19 protein-coding genes are annotated in these 19950 nt (G+C 47.4%); 11 read left to right on the top strand and 8 right to left on the bottom strand.

Annotation, left to right across the window (positions count from 1 at the left end; all coding sequences use genetic code 11):
* Positions 1 to 37: 37 nt before the first annotated feature.
* Positions 38 to 496 carry a GNAT family N-acetyltransferase gene (locus tag ACUTVW_RS24420; RefSeq protein WP_445648157.1) on the top strand — a complete coding sequence of 153 codons (459 nt, stop codon included), beginning with the start codon at positions 38 to 40 and terminating at the stop codon, positions 494 to 496.
* A 226-nt stretch (positions 497 to 722) separates the two neighbouring features.
* Here ACUTVW_RS24420 and ACUTVW_RS24415 read toward each other — a convergent pair whose 3' ends face one another.
* The 6 genes from ACUTVW_RS24415 to ACUTVW_RS24390 form a co-directional block, all read right to left on the bottom strand.
* Entirely contained in the window at positions 723 to 1514 is a 792-nt protein-coding gene (locus ACUTVW_RS24415; protein WP_445648156.1) for a formate/nitrite transporter family protein, read from the bottom strand.
* A gap of 220 nt (positions 1515 to 1734) precedes the next feature.
* Positions 1735 to 2148, bottom strand: coding sequence for a hypothetical protein (locus ACUTVW_RS24410; RefSeq protein ID WP_445648155.1), 414 nt, complete (start codon positions 2146 to 2148; stop codon positions 1735 to 1737).
* Positions 2149 to 2162: 14 nt separating this feature from the next.
* Positions 2163 to 2663 (bottom strand): hypothetical protein, encoded by a 501-nt coding sequence (locus ACUTVW_RS24405; RefSeq protein WP_445648154.1) that lies wholly within the window; start codon positions 2661 to 2663, stop codon positions 2163 to 2165.
* Positions 2656 to 2892 carry a bacteriocin immunity protein gene (locus ACUTVW_RS24400; RefSeq protein ID WP_445648153.1) on the bottom strand — a complete coding sequence of 79 codons (237 nt, stop codon included), beginning with the start codon at positions 2890 to 2892 and terminating at the stop codon, positions 2656 to 2658. The genes ACUTVW_RS24405 and ACUTVW_RS24400 overlap by 8 nt, the downstream gene beginning before the upstream one ends.
* 56 nt (positions 2893 to 2948) lie before the next feature.
* A complete protein-coding gene (locus ACUTVW_RS24395; RefSeq protein ID WP_445648152.1) occupies positions 2949 to 3251 on the bottom strand; it encodes a hypothetical protein in 303 nt (100 codons plus the stop codon).
* Between the two features lie 83 nt (positions 3252 to 3334).
* A complete protein-coding gene (locus ACUTVW_RS24390; RefSeq protein WP_445648184.1) occupies positions 3335 to 4327 on the bottom strand; it encodes a zinc-binding dehydrogenase in 993 nt (330 codons plus the stop codon).
* 264 nt (positions 4328 to 4591) lie between these two features.
* Here ACUTVW_RS24390 and ACUTVW_RS24385 point away from each other — a divergent pair, with 264 nt between their 5' ends.
* Genes ACUTVW_RS24385 through ACUTVW_RS24370 form a run of 4 tightly spaced genes read left to right on the top strand, consistent with a single transcriptional unit; the run spans position 4592 to position 7981 of the window.
* Entirely contained in the window at positions 4592 to 5449 is an 858-nt protein-coding gene (locus tag ACUTVW_RS24385; RefSeq protein ID WP_445648151.1) for a LysR family transcriptional regulator, read from the top strand.
* An 18-nt stretch (positions 5450 to 5467) separates the two neighbouring features.
* Positions 5468 to 6601 (top strand): threonine aldolase family protein, encoded by a 1134-nt coding sequence (locus ACUTVW_RS24380; protein WP_445648150.1) that lies wholly within the window; start codon positions 5468 to 5470, stop codon positions 6599 to 6601.
* A complete protein-coding gene (locus ACUTVW_RS24375; RefSeq protein WP_445648149.1) occupies positions 6598 to 7071 on the top strand; it encodes an SMI1/KNR4 family protein in 474 nt (157 codons plus the stop codon). The genes ACUTVW_RS24380 and ACUTVW_RS24375 overlap by 4 nt, the downstream gene beginning before the upstream one ends.
* A gap of 34 nt (positions 7072 to 7105) precedes the next feature.
* Positions 7106 to 7981 (top strand): LysR family transcriptional regulator, encoded by an 876-nt coding sequence (locus tag ACUTVW_RS24370; RefSeq protein WP_445648148.1) that lies wholly within the window; start codon positions 7106 to 7108, stop codon positions 7979 to 7981.
* Positions 7982 to 7987: 6 nt separating this feature from the next.
* Here ACUTVW_RS24370 and ACUTVW_RS24365 read toward each other — a convergent pair whose 3' ends face one another.
* Positions 7988 to 8977: an aldo/keto reductase family protein gene (locus tag ACUTVW_RS24365; protein ID WP_445648147.1), complete on the bottom strand. Its 990-nt coding sequence runs from the start codon at positions 8975 to 8977 to the stop codon at positions 7988 to 7990.
* Positions 8978 to 9083: 106 nt separating this feature from the next.
* A complete protein-coding gene (locus ACUTVW_RS24360; protein ID WP_445648146.1) occupies positions 9084 to 10115 on the bottom strand; it encodes a PocR ligand-binding domain-containing protein in 1032 nt (343 codons plus the stop codon).
* 365 nt (positions 10116 to 10480) lie between these two features.
* Here ACUTVW_RS24360 and ACUTVW_RS24355 point away from each other — a divergent pair, with 365 nt between their 5' ends.
* The 6 genes from ACUTVW_RS24355 to ACUTVW_RS24330 all read left to right on the top strand — a co-directional run bounded on the left by ACUTVW_RS24355 (position 10481) and on the right by ACUTVW_RS24330 (position 19683).
* A complete protein-coding gene (locus ACUTVW_RS24355) occupies positions 10481 to 11620 on the top strand; it encodes a glycerol dehydrogenase (RefSeq protein WP_445648145.1) in 1140 nt (379 codons plus the stop codon).
* Positions 11621 to 13390, top strand: a complete 1770-nt coding sequence (gene dhaK, locus ACUTVW_RS24350; protein WP_445648144.1) for a dihydroxyacetone kinase subunit DhaK — start codon at positions 11621 to 11623, stop codon at positions 13388 to 13390.
* Positions 13391 to 13878: 488 nt separating this feature from the next.
* Positions 13879 to 16026, top strand: a complete 2148-nt coding sequence (locus ACUTVW_RS24345; RefSeq protein WP_445648143.1) for an alpha/beta hydrolase family protein — start codon at positions 13879 to 13881, stop codon at positions 16024 to 16026.
* A 441-nt stretch (positions 16027 to 16467) separates the two neighbouring features.
* Positions 16468 to 17649: a hydrolase gene (locus tag ACUTVW_RS24340; protein WP_445648142.1), complete on the top strand. Its 1182-nt coding sequence runs from the start codon at positions 16468 to 16470 to the stop codon at positions 17647 to 17649.
* A 20-nt stretch (positions 17650 to 17669) separates the two neighbouring features.
* Entirely contained in the window at positions 17670 to 19058 is a 1389-nt protein-coding gene (locus ACUTVW_RS24335) for a DUF1963 domain-containing protein (protein ID WP_445648141.1), read from the top strand.
* Between the two features lie 166 nt (positions 19059 to 19224).
* Positions 19225 to 19683, top strand: coding sequence for a GNAT family N-acetyltransferase (locus ACUTVW_RS24330; RefSeq protein WP_445648140.1), 459 nt, complete (start codon positions 19225 to 19227; stop codon positions 19681 to 19683).
* Positions 19684 to 19950: the final 267 nt, after the last annotated feature.

The raw sequence follows: 19950 nt of genomic DNA, 5'->3' as shown, positions 1-19950 counted from the left end.
TGCACCCACACCATGTTTACTGACAAAGGAGAGTGAATTGAACATGTTAATGATACCTTATCGGGATCAGGATCACGCGAAGTTGGTCGCGATCTGGGAGCGTGCTGTTCGAGCGACGCATACATTTCTGGAAGAGCATCACATTTTATTTTATAAAAAGATGGTCAGTGAAGCTTTGGAATCCAAGCAAGTCGAGGTATGGGAAGTACTGGATATCGAGCAGGAGCCGATTGGCTTCATTGGTTTGGATCATAGCTTTATCGAGATGTTGTTTGTGGACGAGCATTTTCAGGGACAAGGCGTCGGGCGATTTCTGATCCATCAAACGATGAAAATCAAAGGCACAGAGCTTAGAGTAGATGTGAATGAGCAGAATGAGGATGCAGCGCGGTTTTATAAAAAGCTGGGTTTTGTGCAGACCGGACGATCTGAACTGGACAGCTCGGGCAATCCTTTTCCGTTGCTGCATCTGGAGATGAAGCGAGCAGGGGCTTAATTCAGGGTGAACCATCTGTTATATCAATAGGCGATGAAGAAGGTTGTACAGGAAACTTCGATGATAGAACAACCTGGAGCGCCGCCTTTATCTCCGGATTGACAACAAGTAAAGTAAACCCCCGGTGGTATCTCCAGAATAGGAGAGATGCAACCGGGGGTGGGGTCCCACTTACCGTGGGCCTCTGTCGTTAGACTGGGCAGGAAGGGGGGATTTTTTTCGAAAATTAATGTGTCTCTTCATCGTCCAGGAATGGTTTGTTGACCGCATGATACATAAATCCCATCAGCAGCACGCCGCCCACCAGATTGCCCAGCGTCACCGGTACGAGGTTGTGAATTACGCCGCCAAAGGAGATCGTGCCCGGGTGATTTAATACAAGCGCGATGGCAAACGTACACATATTCGCAATGCTGTGCTCGTATCCCGAGATGAAAAAGCAGAACACAAAGAGCATCATGGCAAACATTTTGGCACCATTCTCCTTCATAAACATCGGAACGAAGAACGCCAGGCACACGAGCCAGTTACAGAGAATGCCGCGGAAAAAGAGTTGCATCGCTGGAGCTTCCATTTTGTGCTCGACCACACTCAGCAGAAAACCGTTTACCTGTGCCGAATCGAACAGCCCCGTCAGATAGATCAGCAGGGCAAATACCGCCGCGCCCATCAAGTTTCCACTGTAGCTCGCAATCCACAGCTTAACCACTTCAAACCAGCGCAGCTTTTTGCGTAATGCCGCATAGGTGTAATAGAACGTATTACCTGTAAACAGGTCACCGCCGCCATAGGCAATCAGAATAATGGCCGCACCGAACGTAATGGCTGCCATAGGGTATGTAAACGGGGAATCTTCCATGTAGAAGAAATTACCTGTCTTAAATGCTACAATTACGCCGAAGCCAATGAACATGCTCGCTAGCATGGAACGCGCCAGATATCGAATCAGGCTCTGTTTGTAGATCTTATGTTTCTTGAGAGCAAGCTGCTCGACACCACGTAAACCTTCCGTTTCCATAATTCTCCTCCTGTATGTAATGGATCATCCAACTTTTCTACATTATACCTGTAATTTGCTTCAATAGTTGACCGAAATGAAAGAATTTAAACTATACATCATAAGTTATTCGAGAATACGTGAGAGCCAGCGTATGTATGATCCTGCAAAAAAATCAATAAGGAAACGATTCACGGAAAACCTTAACCCAGGATCCCCCTCCGCAAGGGAAGAGATTTGATTATTGGGGATCAGAGTCTTGTTTGTATAGGTCTGCGGGAAAAGGGAACATGCAACTCTGCCAAATTTCATTCAGCTGTGCTTCTGTCCGTTCATGCGGAACATGCTCTTCGGCATAGGAACGCGCCAGCTTTTCACGCATAAATATTTCTGCATGAGGATTAGAGCGAGAGTGAAATTCCTTGGAAAATTCGCCGTGAATGTCTGCTTCTCTCAGCTTGCTAAGAGCACTATTTAATAAAGGACTGCCCGCGTACAACAAAGAGGCGGTCTCTTCGCATTCAAATTTGAGAAAAAGCAGTGCCTTCTGGATAGCATGAAGCTCACCTTGAGTAAGATGCACCGCCTGAGTTGTTTCCTCTGTTAAATATTCACCAGCTTGTTCTGGTGACTGTGGTTTGTCGTTTGAGCTCATTGAGTATCACGTCCCTAGAGAGATTGAAGTTCCCGTGCTGCCGAAGTCCCGAACTCGGGATGCGTTTGGAGTGATTCTAGTGCCAGTACAGCTCGGGGGAGTTCTTTGTGTGCTTTTATAGTAGCGAAAGCGGCACTCTGCACCAGTATGTAGGCATCCGATTCAATCACATCCTGAGCCAGCTGGATTTCAGCTTCGGTAACGGGGAGCAGGCTTAGCGCCTGTAAAGCATAAATTTGCACATCCTCGTCTTCTTCCGAGTTACGTACAAGTTGTGCTGCTGCTTCAAGAATTTTGTTCAGAAGTGGAGAAGTTTCCGCCATACTGAGGGCTCGCCAAGCTTCAATACGTACCAAATCGTGCTCCTGTGTGTTCATACCAAGCGCAAGGACTTGCTGAGTTGAATCTGCATCATGTAGTTCGATGATCTGACGGAGCGTTTCCTGTTTTTCCTCTGAAGTGGCTGAGGCGAAATCAAGAGTCCCAATTGCATAATCCTTTTCTTCATTAGACATGTATATTATTTACCTCCTGAATAAGTTCAAGATTGGGGCGGGATTGAAGGGCCTCCTCCACAATCTGCTCCGCAGTTAACTCACGTTCATTCCAGAAAATCAAATTACTGACCTCCGCATAAGGAAGAGCCTTCTGCACTTCTGTCAACATATCATCCAACTCTTGCTCAGTTCCTTCCGCGTTCATAACTTTGCGAACGAATAAGACGAGATGTTCGTGACTGGACATTACTGTACCTCCTGAATAATGAAATGTTTTGAACGATTTAGGTGATGCAAGCCTGTTTAGTCTGACATAGGCTCATCCCACGGATCATATTTTACGAAAATGGGTAGCATTTTTGGTGCTAATGTGAGATCTGGCCCAGCACCTTTTGACGCCCTATAAGTGATGATATAGTCCCCAAAGTGCGGCTCATATTCAAAGTGTTCAAATGTGATCGTTTGATCTGGATATTTGACAGCTACGTATAAAGTTGTAGCTCCTCTAGCCAGCAATTCCTTTACCACAGGGATCTGAGCAGCAAGAAAAAATACAATCAGCACAATGATAGCGCGTTTCATGTGACGTTTAAGAAAACGAGTCAAAAACAAATCCCCCTATCTGATACCATGCCTAAGCATTAGTCTATCATTGATAAGGGGAAAGTTCATGGTAAAAAGGTCGTTGTTTATTCTATCGTAATAGCAATATTGCCGAACTGTTCGCCATCTTTCATACGCTCAAATGCCTTTACCGTATCTCGCAATGGATAGATGCTGTCTACCACGGGATGAATCTTATGTTTATCTACCCATTCCAGCATCTGCACAAACTCTTCACGGCTGCCCATCGAAGTGCCAATCAAGCTGATTTGCGGAAAAAAGATCGAACGAATCGGCAGATGCAGGTCATCGCCTGAGCTTGCGCCAAACATCACAATTCGCCCTCCGGGCCTGATAATTTCCTCGTATTTGGGAAACATCACTTGTCCAATGCTGTCCAGAATGATATCTACAGGCTCGTCACTATTCATCGTACTCTTCCAATCGGCGTGACTGTCCAAAGCTTGATATGCCCCGAGACGTAACGCCTCAGCTCGTTTAACCTCACTTCTGGATGTGACGGTGACCTTCGTTCCTGCAGCTAAAGCCATAAGCAGGGCATATGTTGCGACGCCACCTCCGATGCCAGGAATGAGAAGATGTTCGCCTGCTCTCAGCCCGCCACGAGTGAACAGCGCACGATAAGCCGTTAGCGCGGACAGTGATAACACACCAGCTTCGATCCAGGAGAGATGAGTGGGCTTGGGCAGCACATTGCTTGCAGGCAGTGCGATATATTGTGCGAGCGTTCCATCCGAAGGACCGCCAACAATGCCCGGAACCACTGGCACATCTGCGGTATGTTCCCAGCCGAGCGTAGGATGGATAATTACCTCGTCACCTACGGAAATATGCTGCACACCTTCCCCAATCTCTACCACAATGCCTGCGCCGTCCGATCCGGGAATGAGAGAAGTGTCTTGAGACGTTCGATCTGACATAATGAAGAGATCACGATGATTAAGCCCGGCGGCGCGAAGCTCTATAACAACGTGGCCTTGTTCTGCACCAGGCACCGTACAGGTTGAATATTGAAGACCTTCAAGGCCGCTATGACCGGAGTGTATGATGGCGTTCATCGTTTTGGATACGTTCATGGATGTTACCTCCCTGTATAATATAGGTTAAGTTGTCACCGTAGTGTTCTTGTGAAATAGATAGACTACGTATTACCGAGTCATTGTACAGGTGAGAGGGAAAAACGTAAAATAAACAAAAATGAAGGTCAGTATCATGAAAAATGATAGATAAGAATACGTGAAGAATGGAAGAGCATTTAGCTTGATGTACGAGATCTCAATAGGTCATAAAGCTTTCATATAACGAATAAGCAGGTGAAGATTTTGGATGCTGGTGATTTGAAAATATTTCAGGCGGTTGCCCGCGAAGGCAGTATCAGCAAAGCTGCAACTGCACTTAATTATGTGCAGTCCAACGTAACCACACGAATCAAACAACTGGAAGCCCGGTTGCAGGTGCCTCTGTTTCATCGCTCCAATCGGGGGATGTTACTCACTCCGGCAGGGGAGAATCTGCTAGGATATGCAGACAGGATATTGGAATTATTATCTGAAGCAGAGCAGGCTGCACAGGATGGAAGTCCACCAGCTGGCAATCTTCGTATAGGCTCAATCGAGACCGCAGCCTCCCGTTTCCTGACGCCACTAATGGCGGAGTATTGCGCCAGTTATCCGAAGGTACAGTATTCCCTTGTCACAGGGGGGACGCACGAACTGAACCAGAAGGTTATCGAGCATGAATTACATGGTGCTCTGGTGTACGGACCGGTTGATCATGCCAAATTGAATTATATGAAAATGTACGATGATGAGCTGGTGCTGATTGTTAAACCGGGTGAACATGACATGTCTGTGTTGTTCAGCAGACCGATGTTATTTTTTGAGGTTGGATGCACGCATCGAACTCAGGCGGAGGAATTTTTGAAAACCCAAGGGGTGCGTTCATTAAATGTCATGGAATATGGAACATTGGGCACGATTATCGATGGTGTTACTGCCGGTTTAGGCGTGTCCTTGCTGCCCCGTTCTTCGGTGGCTCAAGCAGCAGCCAGAGGTGAGGTAGACATTGTATCACTGCCTGATCCGTATTCTCGTCTGGAAGTAGGATTTGTATATGCTCACGGTGAACATATATCTAATGCACTTCGGGCGTTGGTGGAGATCATGACCGTACCGGAATAATGAAAGGAGTGATTGATTATGTATAAACGTACAGGCACTCAAAAAGATAATGATGTAGAACAAAATAACAAAGTAACACTTGCGGATGCATTCACTCAGGCAACGTACATTATAGGCGGGCACGGTAGCCGCAAAGTGAAAGTGCTACAGGAGGCGCTGGAGCAGGTGGATGGAGAGACGTTCAGTGACCACTACGGGAATGGCTCAATTATTGATGAGTTTCAACAGGAAATGGCTGCGGTGCTGGGTAAGGAAGCGGCGGTGTTTTTCCCAAGCGGCACGATGGCACAGCAGATTGCCCTTCGTATCTGGTGTGACCGTGCAGGTATCAAGCGGGTAGCGTATCATCCCTTGTCTCACCTTGAGATTCATGAGGAAGACGGGTTAAAAGAGCTGCATCAGATCGAAAGTATTTTGCTGGGTGAAGTGGATCGGTTGATTACTCTTGACGATGTTAGAGGGATCAAGGAGAAATACGCCTGTCTGTTACTTGAGCTGCCACAGCGAGAGATAGGTGGGCAATTGCCGGCTTATGAGGAACTGGAGGCGATCTCGGCATACTGCCGTGAGCACGGGATCAAGTTGCATCTGGACGGAGCGCGCCTGTTTGAGATCACGCCTTATTACGAGAAAACACCAGCGGAGATCTGCGGTTTGTTTGATAGTGTGTACATCTCTTTTTACAAAGGCATTGGCGGCATTGCAGGTGCGATTCTGGCTGGGGATACGGATATGATGCAGGAATCCAAGGTATGGAAACGGCGGCATGGCGGCGATCTGATTGGATTGTACCCTTATATTCTCAGCTCCCGGTATTATTACAATGAACGTGTTGGCAAAATGGGACATTATTACGAGCAGGCCAAGGAACTGGCCTCACTGTTTAATGCATGCCACGGGATTCGCACGGTTCCCGAAATTCCCGTGTCCAATATGTTTCATGTTCACTTTACGCTCGCAGCTTCCGAGGTTGAACCCTTGCTCGTGCAGATGGCGCAGAAGTTTGATATCGCCATTACATCGTATCTGAACAAAACCGGAGGCAATAGCTGCTCATTCGAAATGTCGACAGGGGATCGATATGATACGGTGCCGCAGGACAAGCTGCGAGCCGCATTAACTTGGCTGGACGGGGAGTTGCAAAACAGATGAAATCCGTAGAACTAGACCCGATTCGGGATTTTTTGGTGCAGGCATATGGTACAACGATGGGGAGTGGCAGTAAACCTGAAACTGAGCAGGACATCGAGAGTTTCGAGCAAAAATACCAAGTGAAGCTCCCTGCGGCATATCGCGCGCTGCTGCTTGAATTTGGAGCATGTAACTTCGGTGATCCTGCCTTATATTCTGTTAAAGAGCTGGACTGGGCGTATCCCGAGTTTCTGGATGCATATCGAGAGTACGAGCAAGAATACGACCTGCCCGGCGAGATCCATCTTTTTCCAATTGGCGGATTCGGTGAGGGCAGCATAGCCGTTCTGGATGAGACCTCTGGCAAAGTGATGATGCTCATTCATGACAGCGGGGAGGATGTTCCGTTAGTAGAGATCGAGTCTGATTTTTGTGCACTCATGACGATGCATGCAGAGTCTGCAATCTGGGTGGAGGAGCAGATGAAGTAACGGGGAGAGGTTAGTGGGAGGTGTATCAGGTGTAATGGATATTCGAAAATTACGCTACTTTATCGCCGTGGCGGAGGAACTCCATTTCCATCGTGCGGCCGAAAGATTAAATATGACTCAGCCGCCGCTGAGTCAACAGATTCAAAATCTGGAAGAAGAACTTGGCGTAAAGCTGTTGGAACGTACGAAAAAGATGGTTAGGCTAACACCTGCGGGAGCCGTATTTCTAGATCAGGCAAGACTAATTTTGGCTCAGCTTGAACGATCGATCCATCTCACACAGAAGGTTGACCAAGGCATCGTTGGTCATATAACGGTAGCTTTTGTGGATTCGGCTTCAGGCAGTATGATGGTCGATGTGCTAAGGCGATTTCGAGCAGCGTACCCACAGATCGAAATTACACTGCGTGAGATGACATCTTCTGAACAACTGCAGGCACTGCAAGATGGACAAATCCATATTGGGTTTTTACGATATCAGGAGCACACGCCAAATGTATCCTTCCAGGTCTTCCAGGAAGAAACGTTAATGGTGGTGGTTCCAGACGATCACCCTTTGGCAGAGCAGATTCAAGTGTCGATTACTGACTTGGCGGAAGAGGATTTTATTTTGTTCCCTAGCCATTTGGGCTCACCATTTCATCGTCTCGTTCGGGAGTTTTGCAGGGAGCATGGGGTAGAACCGCGAATTACGCAGGAAGCAATCCAGATGTATACGATTGTGAACCTCGTTGCTGCAGGCATGGGAGTTTCCATTGTTCCTTCTTCGGTGGAGGTGTTTCAGCGCAGAGGTGTGGTATTTTTACCTTTAATAGAAAAACCGCCCTCCGTGCCCTTATACATGGCATGGCGGACGGACATGAATCAGGGTGTGGTCACCCGTTTTATACACATGGACAAGAGCGACTAAACTATATTAACCCGTCAGGACAGGATTTCTCTCAATCCATTTTCCTAATATTTCATCAATTCGAGTGAGGATATCCTGATCCAGTTTCACACCGGAAGCTTTCACATTTTCCAGTACTTGTTCTGGCCCGGATGCCCCAATAATCACTGAGCTGACGTAGGGATGATGAAGAACCCAGGCAACAGCGAGTTGAGGAAGAGTCAAACCTAGTTCCTTCGCTAGAGGAAGAAGCTGTTGTACAGCAGTCAGCACATCATCGTGTAACCAACGACCGGCGAGCTTGTTGAAGAAGGGTTTCCCTGCTTGGGCTGCTGCTCGTGATCCGGGTGGCACTGCTTCATACGGAAGGTATTTACCCGATAGTATGCCTTGAGCGAGTGGAGACCATGTAATCTGTCCCAGACCTGCCTGTACACTTGCGGGCACAACTTCTTGCTCAATTACACGCCATAACATCGAATACTGCGGCTGACTTGCGATGAAAGGTACACGCAACTCTTTAGCTAGTGCGGAGCCTTGCTCAATCTGAGCAGCTGTCCATTCACTAACCCCAATATAATGAACCTTGCCTTGACGAACAAGATCAGCAAACGCAAGGAATGTCTCTTCCAGTGGAGTGTGTGTATCATAGCGGTGAGCGTAATAGACATCGATATAATCTGTTTGCAATCGTTGTAATGAAGCACTGCAGGCTTCTATAATATGTTTGCGGGAAAGTCCTCTGTTATTGTGGCCTGGGCCGGTTGGATGACAGACTTTGGTGCATAGTTCAATACTCTCTCTTGGTACTCCCTTGAGAGCCTGTCCCAACACAGTTTCCGCCTTGGTATCCGAATATACGTCTGCCGTATCAAATGTCGTAATACCTGCCTCCAATGCAGCTTGGACACAAGCTTGTGCCGTTGGATCATCAACTTGTGCTCCATGTGTAATCCAGTTGCCCAGCGAAATCTCACTGACGGTTAAACCGCTGTTTCCCAATTTGCGATATTCCATTTGTCATGCCTCCTTACTCATCTGGACTCCATTGTAGCAAGTGCAGATAATTAGGTGAAATATCTATTAAGCGCATGATTGATATGAAAAACATATCACAGGTTAATCAGCTCTCCTGAATATATTTACGATAGAGGGCGGGCGTGATTTCCTCGAACTTTTTGAAAATTTTAATAAAATACCCCGCTTCATTAAAACCCAGCTCATCGCTGATCTGTGAAACGGGCATGTCCGTGACCTCCAGCAGCTGCTTGGCCCACTTGACTTTGAGCTTGGCGAGATAGGTGGTGAAGTTCTCACCGGTCTCCCGGGCGAATAACCTGCTGAAGTAACTTGGACTCAGGTGGCACAGATCCGCCGCTTGTTTTAGCGACACTTGTTCGCTCTTATGGCTATGAATATATTCAAAAGCAGGCTGGAGTACGGGATTCACAGTTTCCGTATCACTGGGGCTATTTTTGAGATAGGCATCTGCGATAGCGTTGGTCATTTCCTTTTTGATCGACTCGATGTTGCGGATTGAATACCCTGGCAGGATGGTGGACAAGTTGACGGACTCCTGATTGCCGGAAGCTTTCTCAAACATCTCCACCAGCAAGTTTTTGTTCAGCGCTTCCTCGACAATATAGTTGCACAGTAGCGACAACATATTCGAAATTTTTACAATCTCCTCATAGGTCATGACGGGCAATTGATCATATTCGGCCTGTAACTCCTTCATTTTTGCATCATGCATCGGTACGTTTTTGGACGTCACGATCTGCTCCAGATCGTTTCCCTTCTCGGGATCAGCGAGCTTGACTTGTCCAGCCATGACCGCGCCAATATATTTTCCGTCAATCGTAATCGGAATCGCAATATCAATGATATTGAAATGACAGAGATAAACGTAAGGTTCATTAAGGCGAACCGCCTCCAGACCGCCGCGAGAATCACATTTTTGGCAGTAGGGAAGAAGCTCGGGATCTTTGCGAACGTTCTGGCAGAATGCCTGACAGCTGCTATGGCTGGTCACGGGTATGCCTTTATAATCAACGGTAAGAATGGCAAGTTTGGTGACGGTGGCAAGGGAATCCTGAAGGCGTTTCCACTTGTCCAGATCCAGTATTTTATTGATGTGCAGATATTCTTTAATCATGTGATTAACCTCCGTGACAGACCGAATTCATCGATCGGAGAGTCGTTAAAAAGTTGAAAGTTGTACATATTAAAACGTGAACACAGCGGGTAATGGAAAATGAGAGGTCAAAATTCAACCATCTCATGACAATAACATACCACGATTATGCGAAAAAGCAAAAAATTACGATTGCAAATTATAATAATTTGTTATCAAAGTCCACTGTAAACCTCTCGTTTCTGCGTTATATTTAGGTCAATTGCAACAATTAAAATTTGATGTAACAAGGTGCAAGGGACCTTAACATCTGAATGTCAGTCAACAAGGAAGCATTGTTACGCACAACATTCTATCGAATCTACTTTTAGGAGGCATATCATATTATGAGAAAAGCATTTATCAGCCCAACCAAGTACGTGCAAGGCGAAGACGAATTGTTGAACCTGGGTTATTTCGTAAAATCCTTCGGAGATTCTGCATTGCTGATTGCACACCCGGACGATGTACAGCGTGTCAAAGCCAAGCTGGATGCAACAGCAGAAAAATTCAATATCACGTTTGTTGAAAGCGGTTTTAGAGGCGAATGTTCACGTGAGGAAGTTGCTCGTTTGCAAGAAATCGCGAAAGAAAAAGGCTGCACATGCACCATCGGTCTCGGTGGCGGTAAAGCCATTGACGCTGCGAAATGTGTTGCCGAAGGCGAAGCATTAATCATCTGCCCAACGATTGCAGCAACAGACGCACCGACAAGTCACTCGGCTGTATTGTATACACCAGAAGGTTCCTTCGACGATTATGCATACTTCAAACAAAGCCCAAGCGTGGTGCTCGTAGATACAACCGTTATTGCTAATGCACCAACACGATTCCTCGTATCCGGTATGGGAGATGCACTGTCTACTTACTTCGAGGCAAGAGCAACAGCAAAATCCTACTCCCGTGTGAATGCAAGTCTGCCAATGGGCTCCCGTGAAGGGTACACGCCTTCGGCTGTAGGAACCAACGCAGCACTGGCTCTTGCTAAATTGTGTTACGAAATGTTGCTTACGGACGGTGCCAAAGCGAAAGTAGCGAGTGACAGCAACGTGGTAACCCAAGCCCTGGAAAACATCGTAGAAACGAACATCTTATTGTCTGGTCTTGGATTCGAAAGCGGCGGTTTGGCTGCAGCACACGCGATCCACAATGGTCTGACGGTTCTGGAAGGTACACACCACTACTTCCACGGTGAAAAAGTATCCTTCGGTACGATTGCACAGCTCGTCCTTGAAAATGCACCGACCGAAGAATTGCACCAAGTGATGGATTTCTGTCTTTCCGTAGGATTGCCTGTAAGTCTTGCAGATATCGGCGTAGAAACCATTACACAAGAAGAATTGTTGAAAGTAGCAGAGATTGCGTGCATTCCAGAGGAATCTATCCACGCGATGCCATTCCCGATTACTGTTCCTGAAGTAGCCGCAGCGATTGCAGCAGCTGACCGAATCGGACGGGAGTACAAAGCACGCCAGGAGGCAAAATAAATGAAAAAAATCATCAACCAAGCTGAACATGTTGTTATGGAAATGTGCAACGGGATTGCGCTTGCGCACCCGGAGCTGGAATTCCTGAAAAAATATAAAGTGATCAAGCGAAGAGAGATTCAGGCGGATAAAGTCAGCCTGATCAGCGGCGGAGGTAGCGGTCACGAGCCAGCACATGCAGGGTATGTGGGTAAAGGTATGCTGGATGCGGCTGTATGCGGAGATGTATTCGCATCGCCTTCGCAAATCCAGGTATATCAAGCGATCAAAGCAACGGCAAGCAGCAAAGGTACACTGCTCATCATCAAAAACTACAGCGGCGATATGATGAACTTCAAAAACGCAGCACATCTGGCTGAAGAAGATGGCATCAACGTGCAGTATGTACGTGTGGAAGATGACATCGCTGTGCAGGACAGCTTGTACACGGTAGGACGCCGCGGTGTGGCCGGAACCGTTCTGGTTCATAAAATTGCTGGCGCCGCAGCAGAAGAAGGACGTAGTCTGGAAGAAGTGAAATCCGTTGCGGAGAAAGCGGCACAGAACGTGCGCAGTATCGGTTTTGGATTCACGTCTTGTACGGTTCCTGCCAAGGGAACACCAACTTTTGAGATCGCAGAAGACGAGATGGAGTTCGGGGTAGGTATCCATGGTGAGCCGGGTATTCGCCGGGAGAAAATCGTCTCTGCAGACGAACTTGCGGGACGTATGGTGTCCGCATTGCTCAAAGATATGAAGCTGGATCAGGATGCGTCTGCCGAGATCGCTGTGCTTGTGAACGGTTTCGGTGCGACACCTCTGCAAGAACTGTACTTGCTGAACAACTCGGTTCAACGTGAGATTGCAGGACAAGCAGGTCTGAATGTGGCTACAACGTTTGTAGGCAACTACATGACCAGTATCGACATGGCGGGTGCATCGGTAACGATTCTGAAGCTGGATGAGGAATTGAAAACGTTGTTGTTCAAGGAAAGCGACACGCCAGCATTTAAAGTATCCGGTCCTCCAGTGACACAAGTTGCTTATTCCGAAGCGCTCGAAGCAGTTGTAACGGAAGATGTCCCGGTATCCTATGAGGTTCAAACGGATGCGTCAGCGGCTGTGATTAACAACAATCAGTTCACGCTGGACAACGTAGTCTACCTGATCGATAAAATGGGCGAGATCATCATCAAGAACGAAGTACCGTTCTGTGAACTGGATTCCCATGCCGGTGACGGCGATTTCGGAATGAGTGTAGCCAAGGGCTTCCGTCAATTGAAGCGCGAGTGGAACCACATCGTTAACGAAGAGAAAAAAGATATCGGTTCATTCCTCGATGCATGCTCTCTCGTCATCATGGAGTATTGCGGCGGAGCATCCGGCCCAATCTGGGGTTCAGCTTTCCGTGCGGCTGGCAAAGTAGTAGGCGAGAAACAGCAATTGAACGTAGCTGAGTTTGCTGAAATGTTGCAGGCAGCCGTACAAGGCATTCAATCAACAGGTGAGCGCTCCTTCGGACGTGGTGCTGTTGTAGGTGACAAAACACTGATCGATGCACTCGTACCATGCGCAGATGCCTGGACGCAAAGTGCTGCGTCTGGAGAAGACTTCAAAACCGCATTTGCGAAAGGTGCAGCAGCAGCGGTGGAAGGTGCGAAGAAAACGGAAGATATCGTCGCACGTATGGGTCGTGCAGGTACGGTCGGTGACCGCAGCTTGGGTTATCCGGATGCTGGCGCATATGCGCTGGGTGTTATTTTCACGGAACTGTCCGAGTCATTGAAGTAGGATAGAATTCATTAAAATTTGCTTGCATGACGATATAGATGTACAGGACTATACTGATATGAACTGACACAGGTGACGGCGCCGGAGTCCGGCGTCGTTATGTGTGCTTTTTTTAGGCCATATTGAGTCAATATTTACATGTACTCATTTACATCGAATTTGAATAATTAAATTTAGATTTATTGTGGCTTGTATTGTTAACTGCATTATGACATGCTGTCTCGCTCATTATATAAGCGGAAGCGTATGCATAGTGATATCTATTTATCTATATAATTTGAACTATTAAATTACACAATAACGGAGAGGACAGAAAAAACCTGAAGAAGCGAAGCGTTCGCCTTTATCACCGGATTTTCCCTTTATAAAAGGGAATCAAAAAATCTGGGGATAACAGCGATCGGAAGGTTATTCTGTCATCGAAGTGTATGTGTAAATATATGGATTTCAAGTTATATCGCATTTTATATTACTAAAGGAGCCAACCAATGAGAACAGTCACATCATTCTTGAAAAAACCGCAGGGGTTGCTGGTTTTATCACTCGTTCTGGTCATTTTCGGTAGTTTGTTTGCCGGTATGTTCAACACATCCTTCTATTCCGTCAAGGTTAAAGAGATCAAATTCCAGGCCGACCACGGAACGCTGTCGGGTCTGCTGTACATGCCAAAGGGCGCGGGTGCTGACGACAAAAGACCGGTTATTATTACAACGCATGGTTATTTGAACACCAAAGAAATGCAGGATGCACCTGCCATTGAGATGTCCAGACGTGGTTACATCGTGCTGGCGCTCGATATGTATGATCACGGGGATTCTCGCTGGAGTGCCCCAATTCCGGTGAAAGATATGTTCGGCACATTCTGGATCTATTCTCAATTCGATGCAGCTAAATATATCTATGATCAGGATTTTACCAAAAAAGATGATAAAGGCAACGCGTATGTTGCTGTGAGCGGTCACTCCATGGGGGGATTCTCAACACTGCTCTCCATGTACATGGATGAGATGACTTCGTTGCAAACAGGACATCGTATGATCTATACAGGGATCTCTGTTGGGGCAGATTATTCGTATGCCGCTGCCGTAGCTCCGCAGGATCAGCTGCAAGCTGCTTTTGGTAGCCGTACAGTAGGCATGATTGCGGGTAAGTATGACGAGTTTTTCTTCAATAAATCCGACGAAGAGAAGACAGCCGCTGAAAAAGAAATCAAAGGTACCGTGATGCGTAAGGATTTTGCTGCAACCATTTCGGGTAAGGCATTCCTCGGACTGGCGGCAGACGCGCCAAGAGCGGAAACGGACAAGTTCACAGAAGTACCGTCCGGTGACCTGATGGTTGATGGCAAAGTGGTACGCCCTTCGCAGACGGGTGAGCACATTATGTTCACACCGAATCAGACTCACCCGTGGAACCACTTCTCGCCAACCACGACAGGACATCTAATCGACTTTTACGCACATGCTTTCAATGGCGTAACGTCACCAAACCAGACGAATGTGGATCTGGGATCGGGCAATCAAATCTGGTGGGCGAAGGAAGCTTTTAACTTCGTAGCATTGATCGGTTTCTTTCTGATGATCGTGCCTTTGATTACGTTGTTACTCAGACTGCCATTGCTTGGTAAGGCGGTTAGCAACGAGACTGCAACCGTATCCGCAGCCGTAAGCGGCAAGCAAAAAACGATCTACTGGCTCGCGATTGCGTTCAGCACGTTGATCCCGGCCATTCTTTTCCCAACGTTAATGGATAAATCGGCTGACGGATTGAATGTATTGCGTATCATCGCTCTGATCCTGGTCATTGTGAGTGTGCTTGGTGCAGTGATTGGATTTGTCTTGGCTGGAAGCAAAAAGAATGATTATACGGCAAGTCGCCGGATGAAAAACATGGGCGTAGGCAGCGTATTACTGGCTGTTGTATCCCTGGTGATGTGGATTGTGTTCAACTATGCAAACAAAATTGTCGTTACAGGCACATATTTCAATGAACCAACGACGAACCAGATTGTATACTGGGCGTTGGTATCGGCGTTGATTATGATTCTGGTGACCTTTGCATTCCACTATTTCTCCAAAAAAGATGCAGGCACCCGTTTCAGTGATTACGGTATTAGCTTGAATATCGGAACGATCATTGCCAGCCTTGTAACAGCGGTACTCGCTATTGTCATCGGATATGCACTGTTGTTCGCGGTGCAGGCCATCTTCGGAACGGACTTCCGGATCTGGACGTTTGCGGTACGTACGTTTGAACAGGAGCATTTCGTGACTGCACTTCGTTATGCACCACTGTTCCTGATCTATTACTTTGTGAGTGCCGTTGCCCTGAATGCAAATACCCGCGGTAAACGCGGCGGTATGTTCCTTGCCATCGTCTTGAACGTTGGTGGCTTGGTATTGTGGATGCTGGCACAGTATGGCAAAGACTTTATGACAGGTGTGGCGTTGTATCCAACTCAAGCTCTGAACGGCATTCTGTTGTTCGCGCTGGTGCCATGTCTGATTATCGCTGCCGTATACGCACGCAAATTGTTTGAGAAAACGAACAATGTATGGCTCGCGGCATTTGTGAATACGTTGCTGTTTACGATGGTGACGGTGGCGAATACAGTTCTCTTCTGGAACTTGGTTTAATGTGAAAAAAGATATGGCGTGGCCTTTAGATTACACTTGACCACTCCGATGACTGACTATGCTTTCGATCGCTGTTATCCCCCGATTTTATTGAAGTTTTTCCTTAGGGGAAAATCGGGTTATAAAGGCGAACGCTCCGCTTCTCCAGCATTAGTCTGTCATCTCCGTTCCGGTGTAATCAAAGGGCTACATATCCAACATTTTCAGATGAAACGTTGGATAGAATATAGACCGCTCTGTAGGCTATGGCTTACAGAGCGGTCTTTTTTATATTGAGTAGACCCGGAACCATAAAATTTAATAGATAGTTTATAGTCTACAGAAAGATCTCAATTACATGAAAGTGGAGAGCGAAGTAGCAATATTGGCGTTAGCTGTGGGAAATAGTGTAATCTGAGGATAGAACTAACCACTTGAACGAGAAGGGGACGAATCATTCCAATGACTCAAAAACTTTACTATGACTCTGCGTATACACGCGAGTGGAATACACATATTACAAACCGCATGAGCAGAGAGGATGGCGTGTACGTTACGCTGGCCGAGACGGCATTTTATCCGCATGGAGGCGGACAGCCGTGTGATCTGGGACAGATTGGCGGCATAGCTGTCCTGGATGTGAATCTGGAAGACGGAGAGGTATGGCACAAGTTAGAGCATTCTCCGGAACAGGATGAAGTGCAATGTGAGCTGGATTGGGAGGGACGGTTCGACCACATGCAGCAACATACGGGCCAGCATTTGTTGTCGGCAGTGACGTTGAAGCTGACGGATGCGATGACACTCAGTTTTCACTTGGGCACGGAGTACGCAACGATTGATGTGGCTGCGGAGACCCTCAGCGCGGAACAGATCACGGGGATTGAACAAGAGGTGAATCGGCAGATCGTTCGCAACGCAGCGGTTCGTACGTCATGGGTTACCGCCGAGGAAGCGGCGCGTTTGCCTTTGGTGAAGCAGCCGACGGTGACGGAGGACATTCGCATCGTGGAGATTGAAGGTGTGGAGTACAATGCCTGCGGCGGCACACATGTGGCGGCAACGGGTGAGATTGGCATCATCAAGCTGCTGAAAACCGAGAAGGTAAAGGGCAGCACCCGGATTTATTTTAAATGCGGCACAAGAGCCTTGAACGAATTCAAGGAAGCGCAGGAAGTACTGAATGGCATTACGGCCAAATTAAAGACAAGCCGCGACGAACTGCTGGAGCGTATTGAGAAAATGGAACAGGAGCAGAAGCAGCTGCAAAGCGAGCTGAACGCGCTAAAAGCAACGAATGACGCTTACTATGCCGAGGAACTGCTCGCCGCACGGGAAGGGCTGGTCATTGCCCGGATCTTCGAGGACAAATCACTCAAGGACATGCAAAGCCTTGCCACCAAGCTTACCGCAGAGCATGAAGGTTTAGTGCTGTTTGCCAGCCTCTCGGAAGCGAAGGTTGTGCTGGCACAGAACGGACAGCCGCCGGAATGGGCGTGCGGGCCGTTTTTCAAAGGCAATCTGGGAGCTTACCAAGGTAAAGGTGGTGGCAGTGAGAAATTGGCTCAGGCAGGATTTGCGAGCAGTGAGGATGCGCTTGCGTTTTACGAATTCACCAAGGAGCAACTTGGACACCATTCCTAAAGGTTGAAGGAGGCTGAAGCATGACAGAACGTATTCCATGTGTACGTGAAGGATGCGACCATATGATCTTACCAGCGACAGCAGCCAAAACGGGCGGGTACTGCATGCCTTGCAAGCAGGAGATGGAACGTGAGGCACACCAGCGATATATTGAGGCGCATCGACGTGATGTGGATCTGTACGCGGGCGTTACGGATGCGGTGCAGATTTTGAAAATCATGCATGAACCCCGCACATACGATGAACTTATTCGGTATGTACCGTATAAAAACTCCATGGAACAGGTGTATCTGTCCCTATCAACAGAGCAGCAACATGAGATGAAACGATACGCGATGGAACTGATTCGCTCAGGTGATGAGGACACGGGCAAGGACATTTTGCTGTACCTTGTGTGTTACCATGATCTGGCGCTGACTGCGGAGATTCCGGAGCTTTTGGAGCGGGAGATCGTTTATCCAGCGGTTTTGTTCAAGAGTGCCTCCGGGGATTTGCGAGATCATCTGTTACAACAGGTGAACACGGATGAAGAGAATCGCAACCATATCCTGATCATGCTGGCTTATATCGGTGACGAAGTTGTTGTACAGCAATTCTGGCAGTGGAAGCTGTCTCCGCCTGACTGGGCTAGCGAGCTGTACGTGGCACCTGAGCGTTATACCTTACAAGCAGGCTGGGAGTTAACCGCAGATGGCCAACGCAGAGAATTGTTTATCACCCCGAGTTATTCACTATATGAAGTAGGAGAGAGTAACTTAGCGGGAAGTGAGAGGGAAAACCTTGATGGTGCTCCGATTTCTTTACTTGTACCAAGCTCCAATCATTGTCCGTGGTGCAGTAATCCATTCATTAGCTTAATGAATTTACAGCTGAAACATCCGGGGCTTCAGACTGTTCATTGGAACTCTTCACACCTGGATGTGCAGACTTGTCTAGTCTGTAGCGCTTACAGCGTAGTGTACATGGAGATGGATGCAACTGGGAATCCGATCTGGAGTAGACATAATGTGAAACCGGATGGATTTGATGATATTGATGTGGAAGAGATGCGAGTAGATGTTTCGGGAATTGGCTCAAGCACCTTAGACGTAGGTAGCCTTGCTGGCGAGGGAGAAAGGACAGAAGGAGCACGGGAACAGGTACAACAGCGTTTGTTCCGTATTGCGTCTGAACCGCGTCAGCCTTTCCATGGTAGTGAGTGGGCGATGGAACCTTCCATATCACAGGTTGGGGGTCACCCCGGCTGGGTGCAAGATGCAGATTATCCAGTATGTCCTGCCTGCTCTGCTACGATGAAGGCCATCGGTCAGTTGGAGGGTGAGTTGATTCAGGAAAATGGTGAAGGTGTGTATTACATGTTTGCGTGTGAGCCATGCCAGATGACGGCCGTATCGTATCAGCAGTCATGATGTTCAATGTGAACTAAGCTGCATAGCGCTGAAATGAATGAATTAATTGAATTGGAAAGAACGTACCACTCCAGTTGTCATAAAACCTCACATCGTTGTAGAATAAATTCATTGATGATCTCCGCATAGATTTATAATTTACAATATGTCGGCAGGAGTGGATACGATGGAAATAAGAGTGGATGATCTGAGTGGGATTCAGGTAAAGGGTTTGATCGCGGAGCATTTGCTAGGTATGGCAGCAGATTCGCCGCCGGAAAGTATACATGCACTGAATCTGGATGGACTGAAGAAACCCGAGATTACGTTCTGGTGTGCATGGGACGGAGAGGAACTGCTCGGCTGTGGGGCGATCAAGGAACTAAACGCGGAGCATGCTGAACTGAAATCGATGCGTACGGCTGCCGCCCACTTGCGCAAAGGGGTAGCTCGCCGAATTTTGGCTCATATTATTGAAGAAGCAACATCTCGCGGATATCAGCGCATCAGTCTGGAGACGGGTTCAATGGACTCGTTTATCCCGGCACGCAAGCTGTATGAAGATTTTGGTTTTGAATATTGCGGGCCGTTTGCGGATTACATTTTAGACCCGAACAGTACATTTATGACCAAAGTTATCGGATGAAATCATAGATAAATTCCTATGGAAACCAGTCTCCTCAGTGTAGGGAGGCTGGTCTTTTATATTTAAGCAACTGAAGTATTCATCTATTCGCTTAGTTTACTCTCCATTTTGGATATGAATAAAAAATGAAACATTTGATACAGTTCACACTGTGGAAAAAGTGGTAAAATAAATAAATTCGGGATTGGAACGCTGTGACGCATCAGAGATTGGAGGGGCCATGGAACATGCTCTACTGGTGGTTTGGGGGAATGAACCCGTTGTTCC

Source organism: Paenibacillus sp. TSA_86.1 (assembly GCF_052691815.1).
The sequence above is the reverse complement of the archived record's forward strand: the minus strand, read 5'-3'. Positions and strand labels throughout refer to the sequence as shown.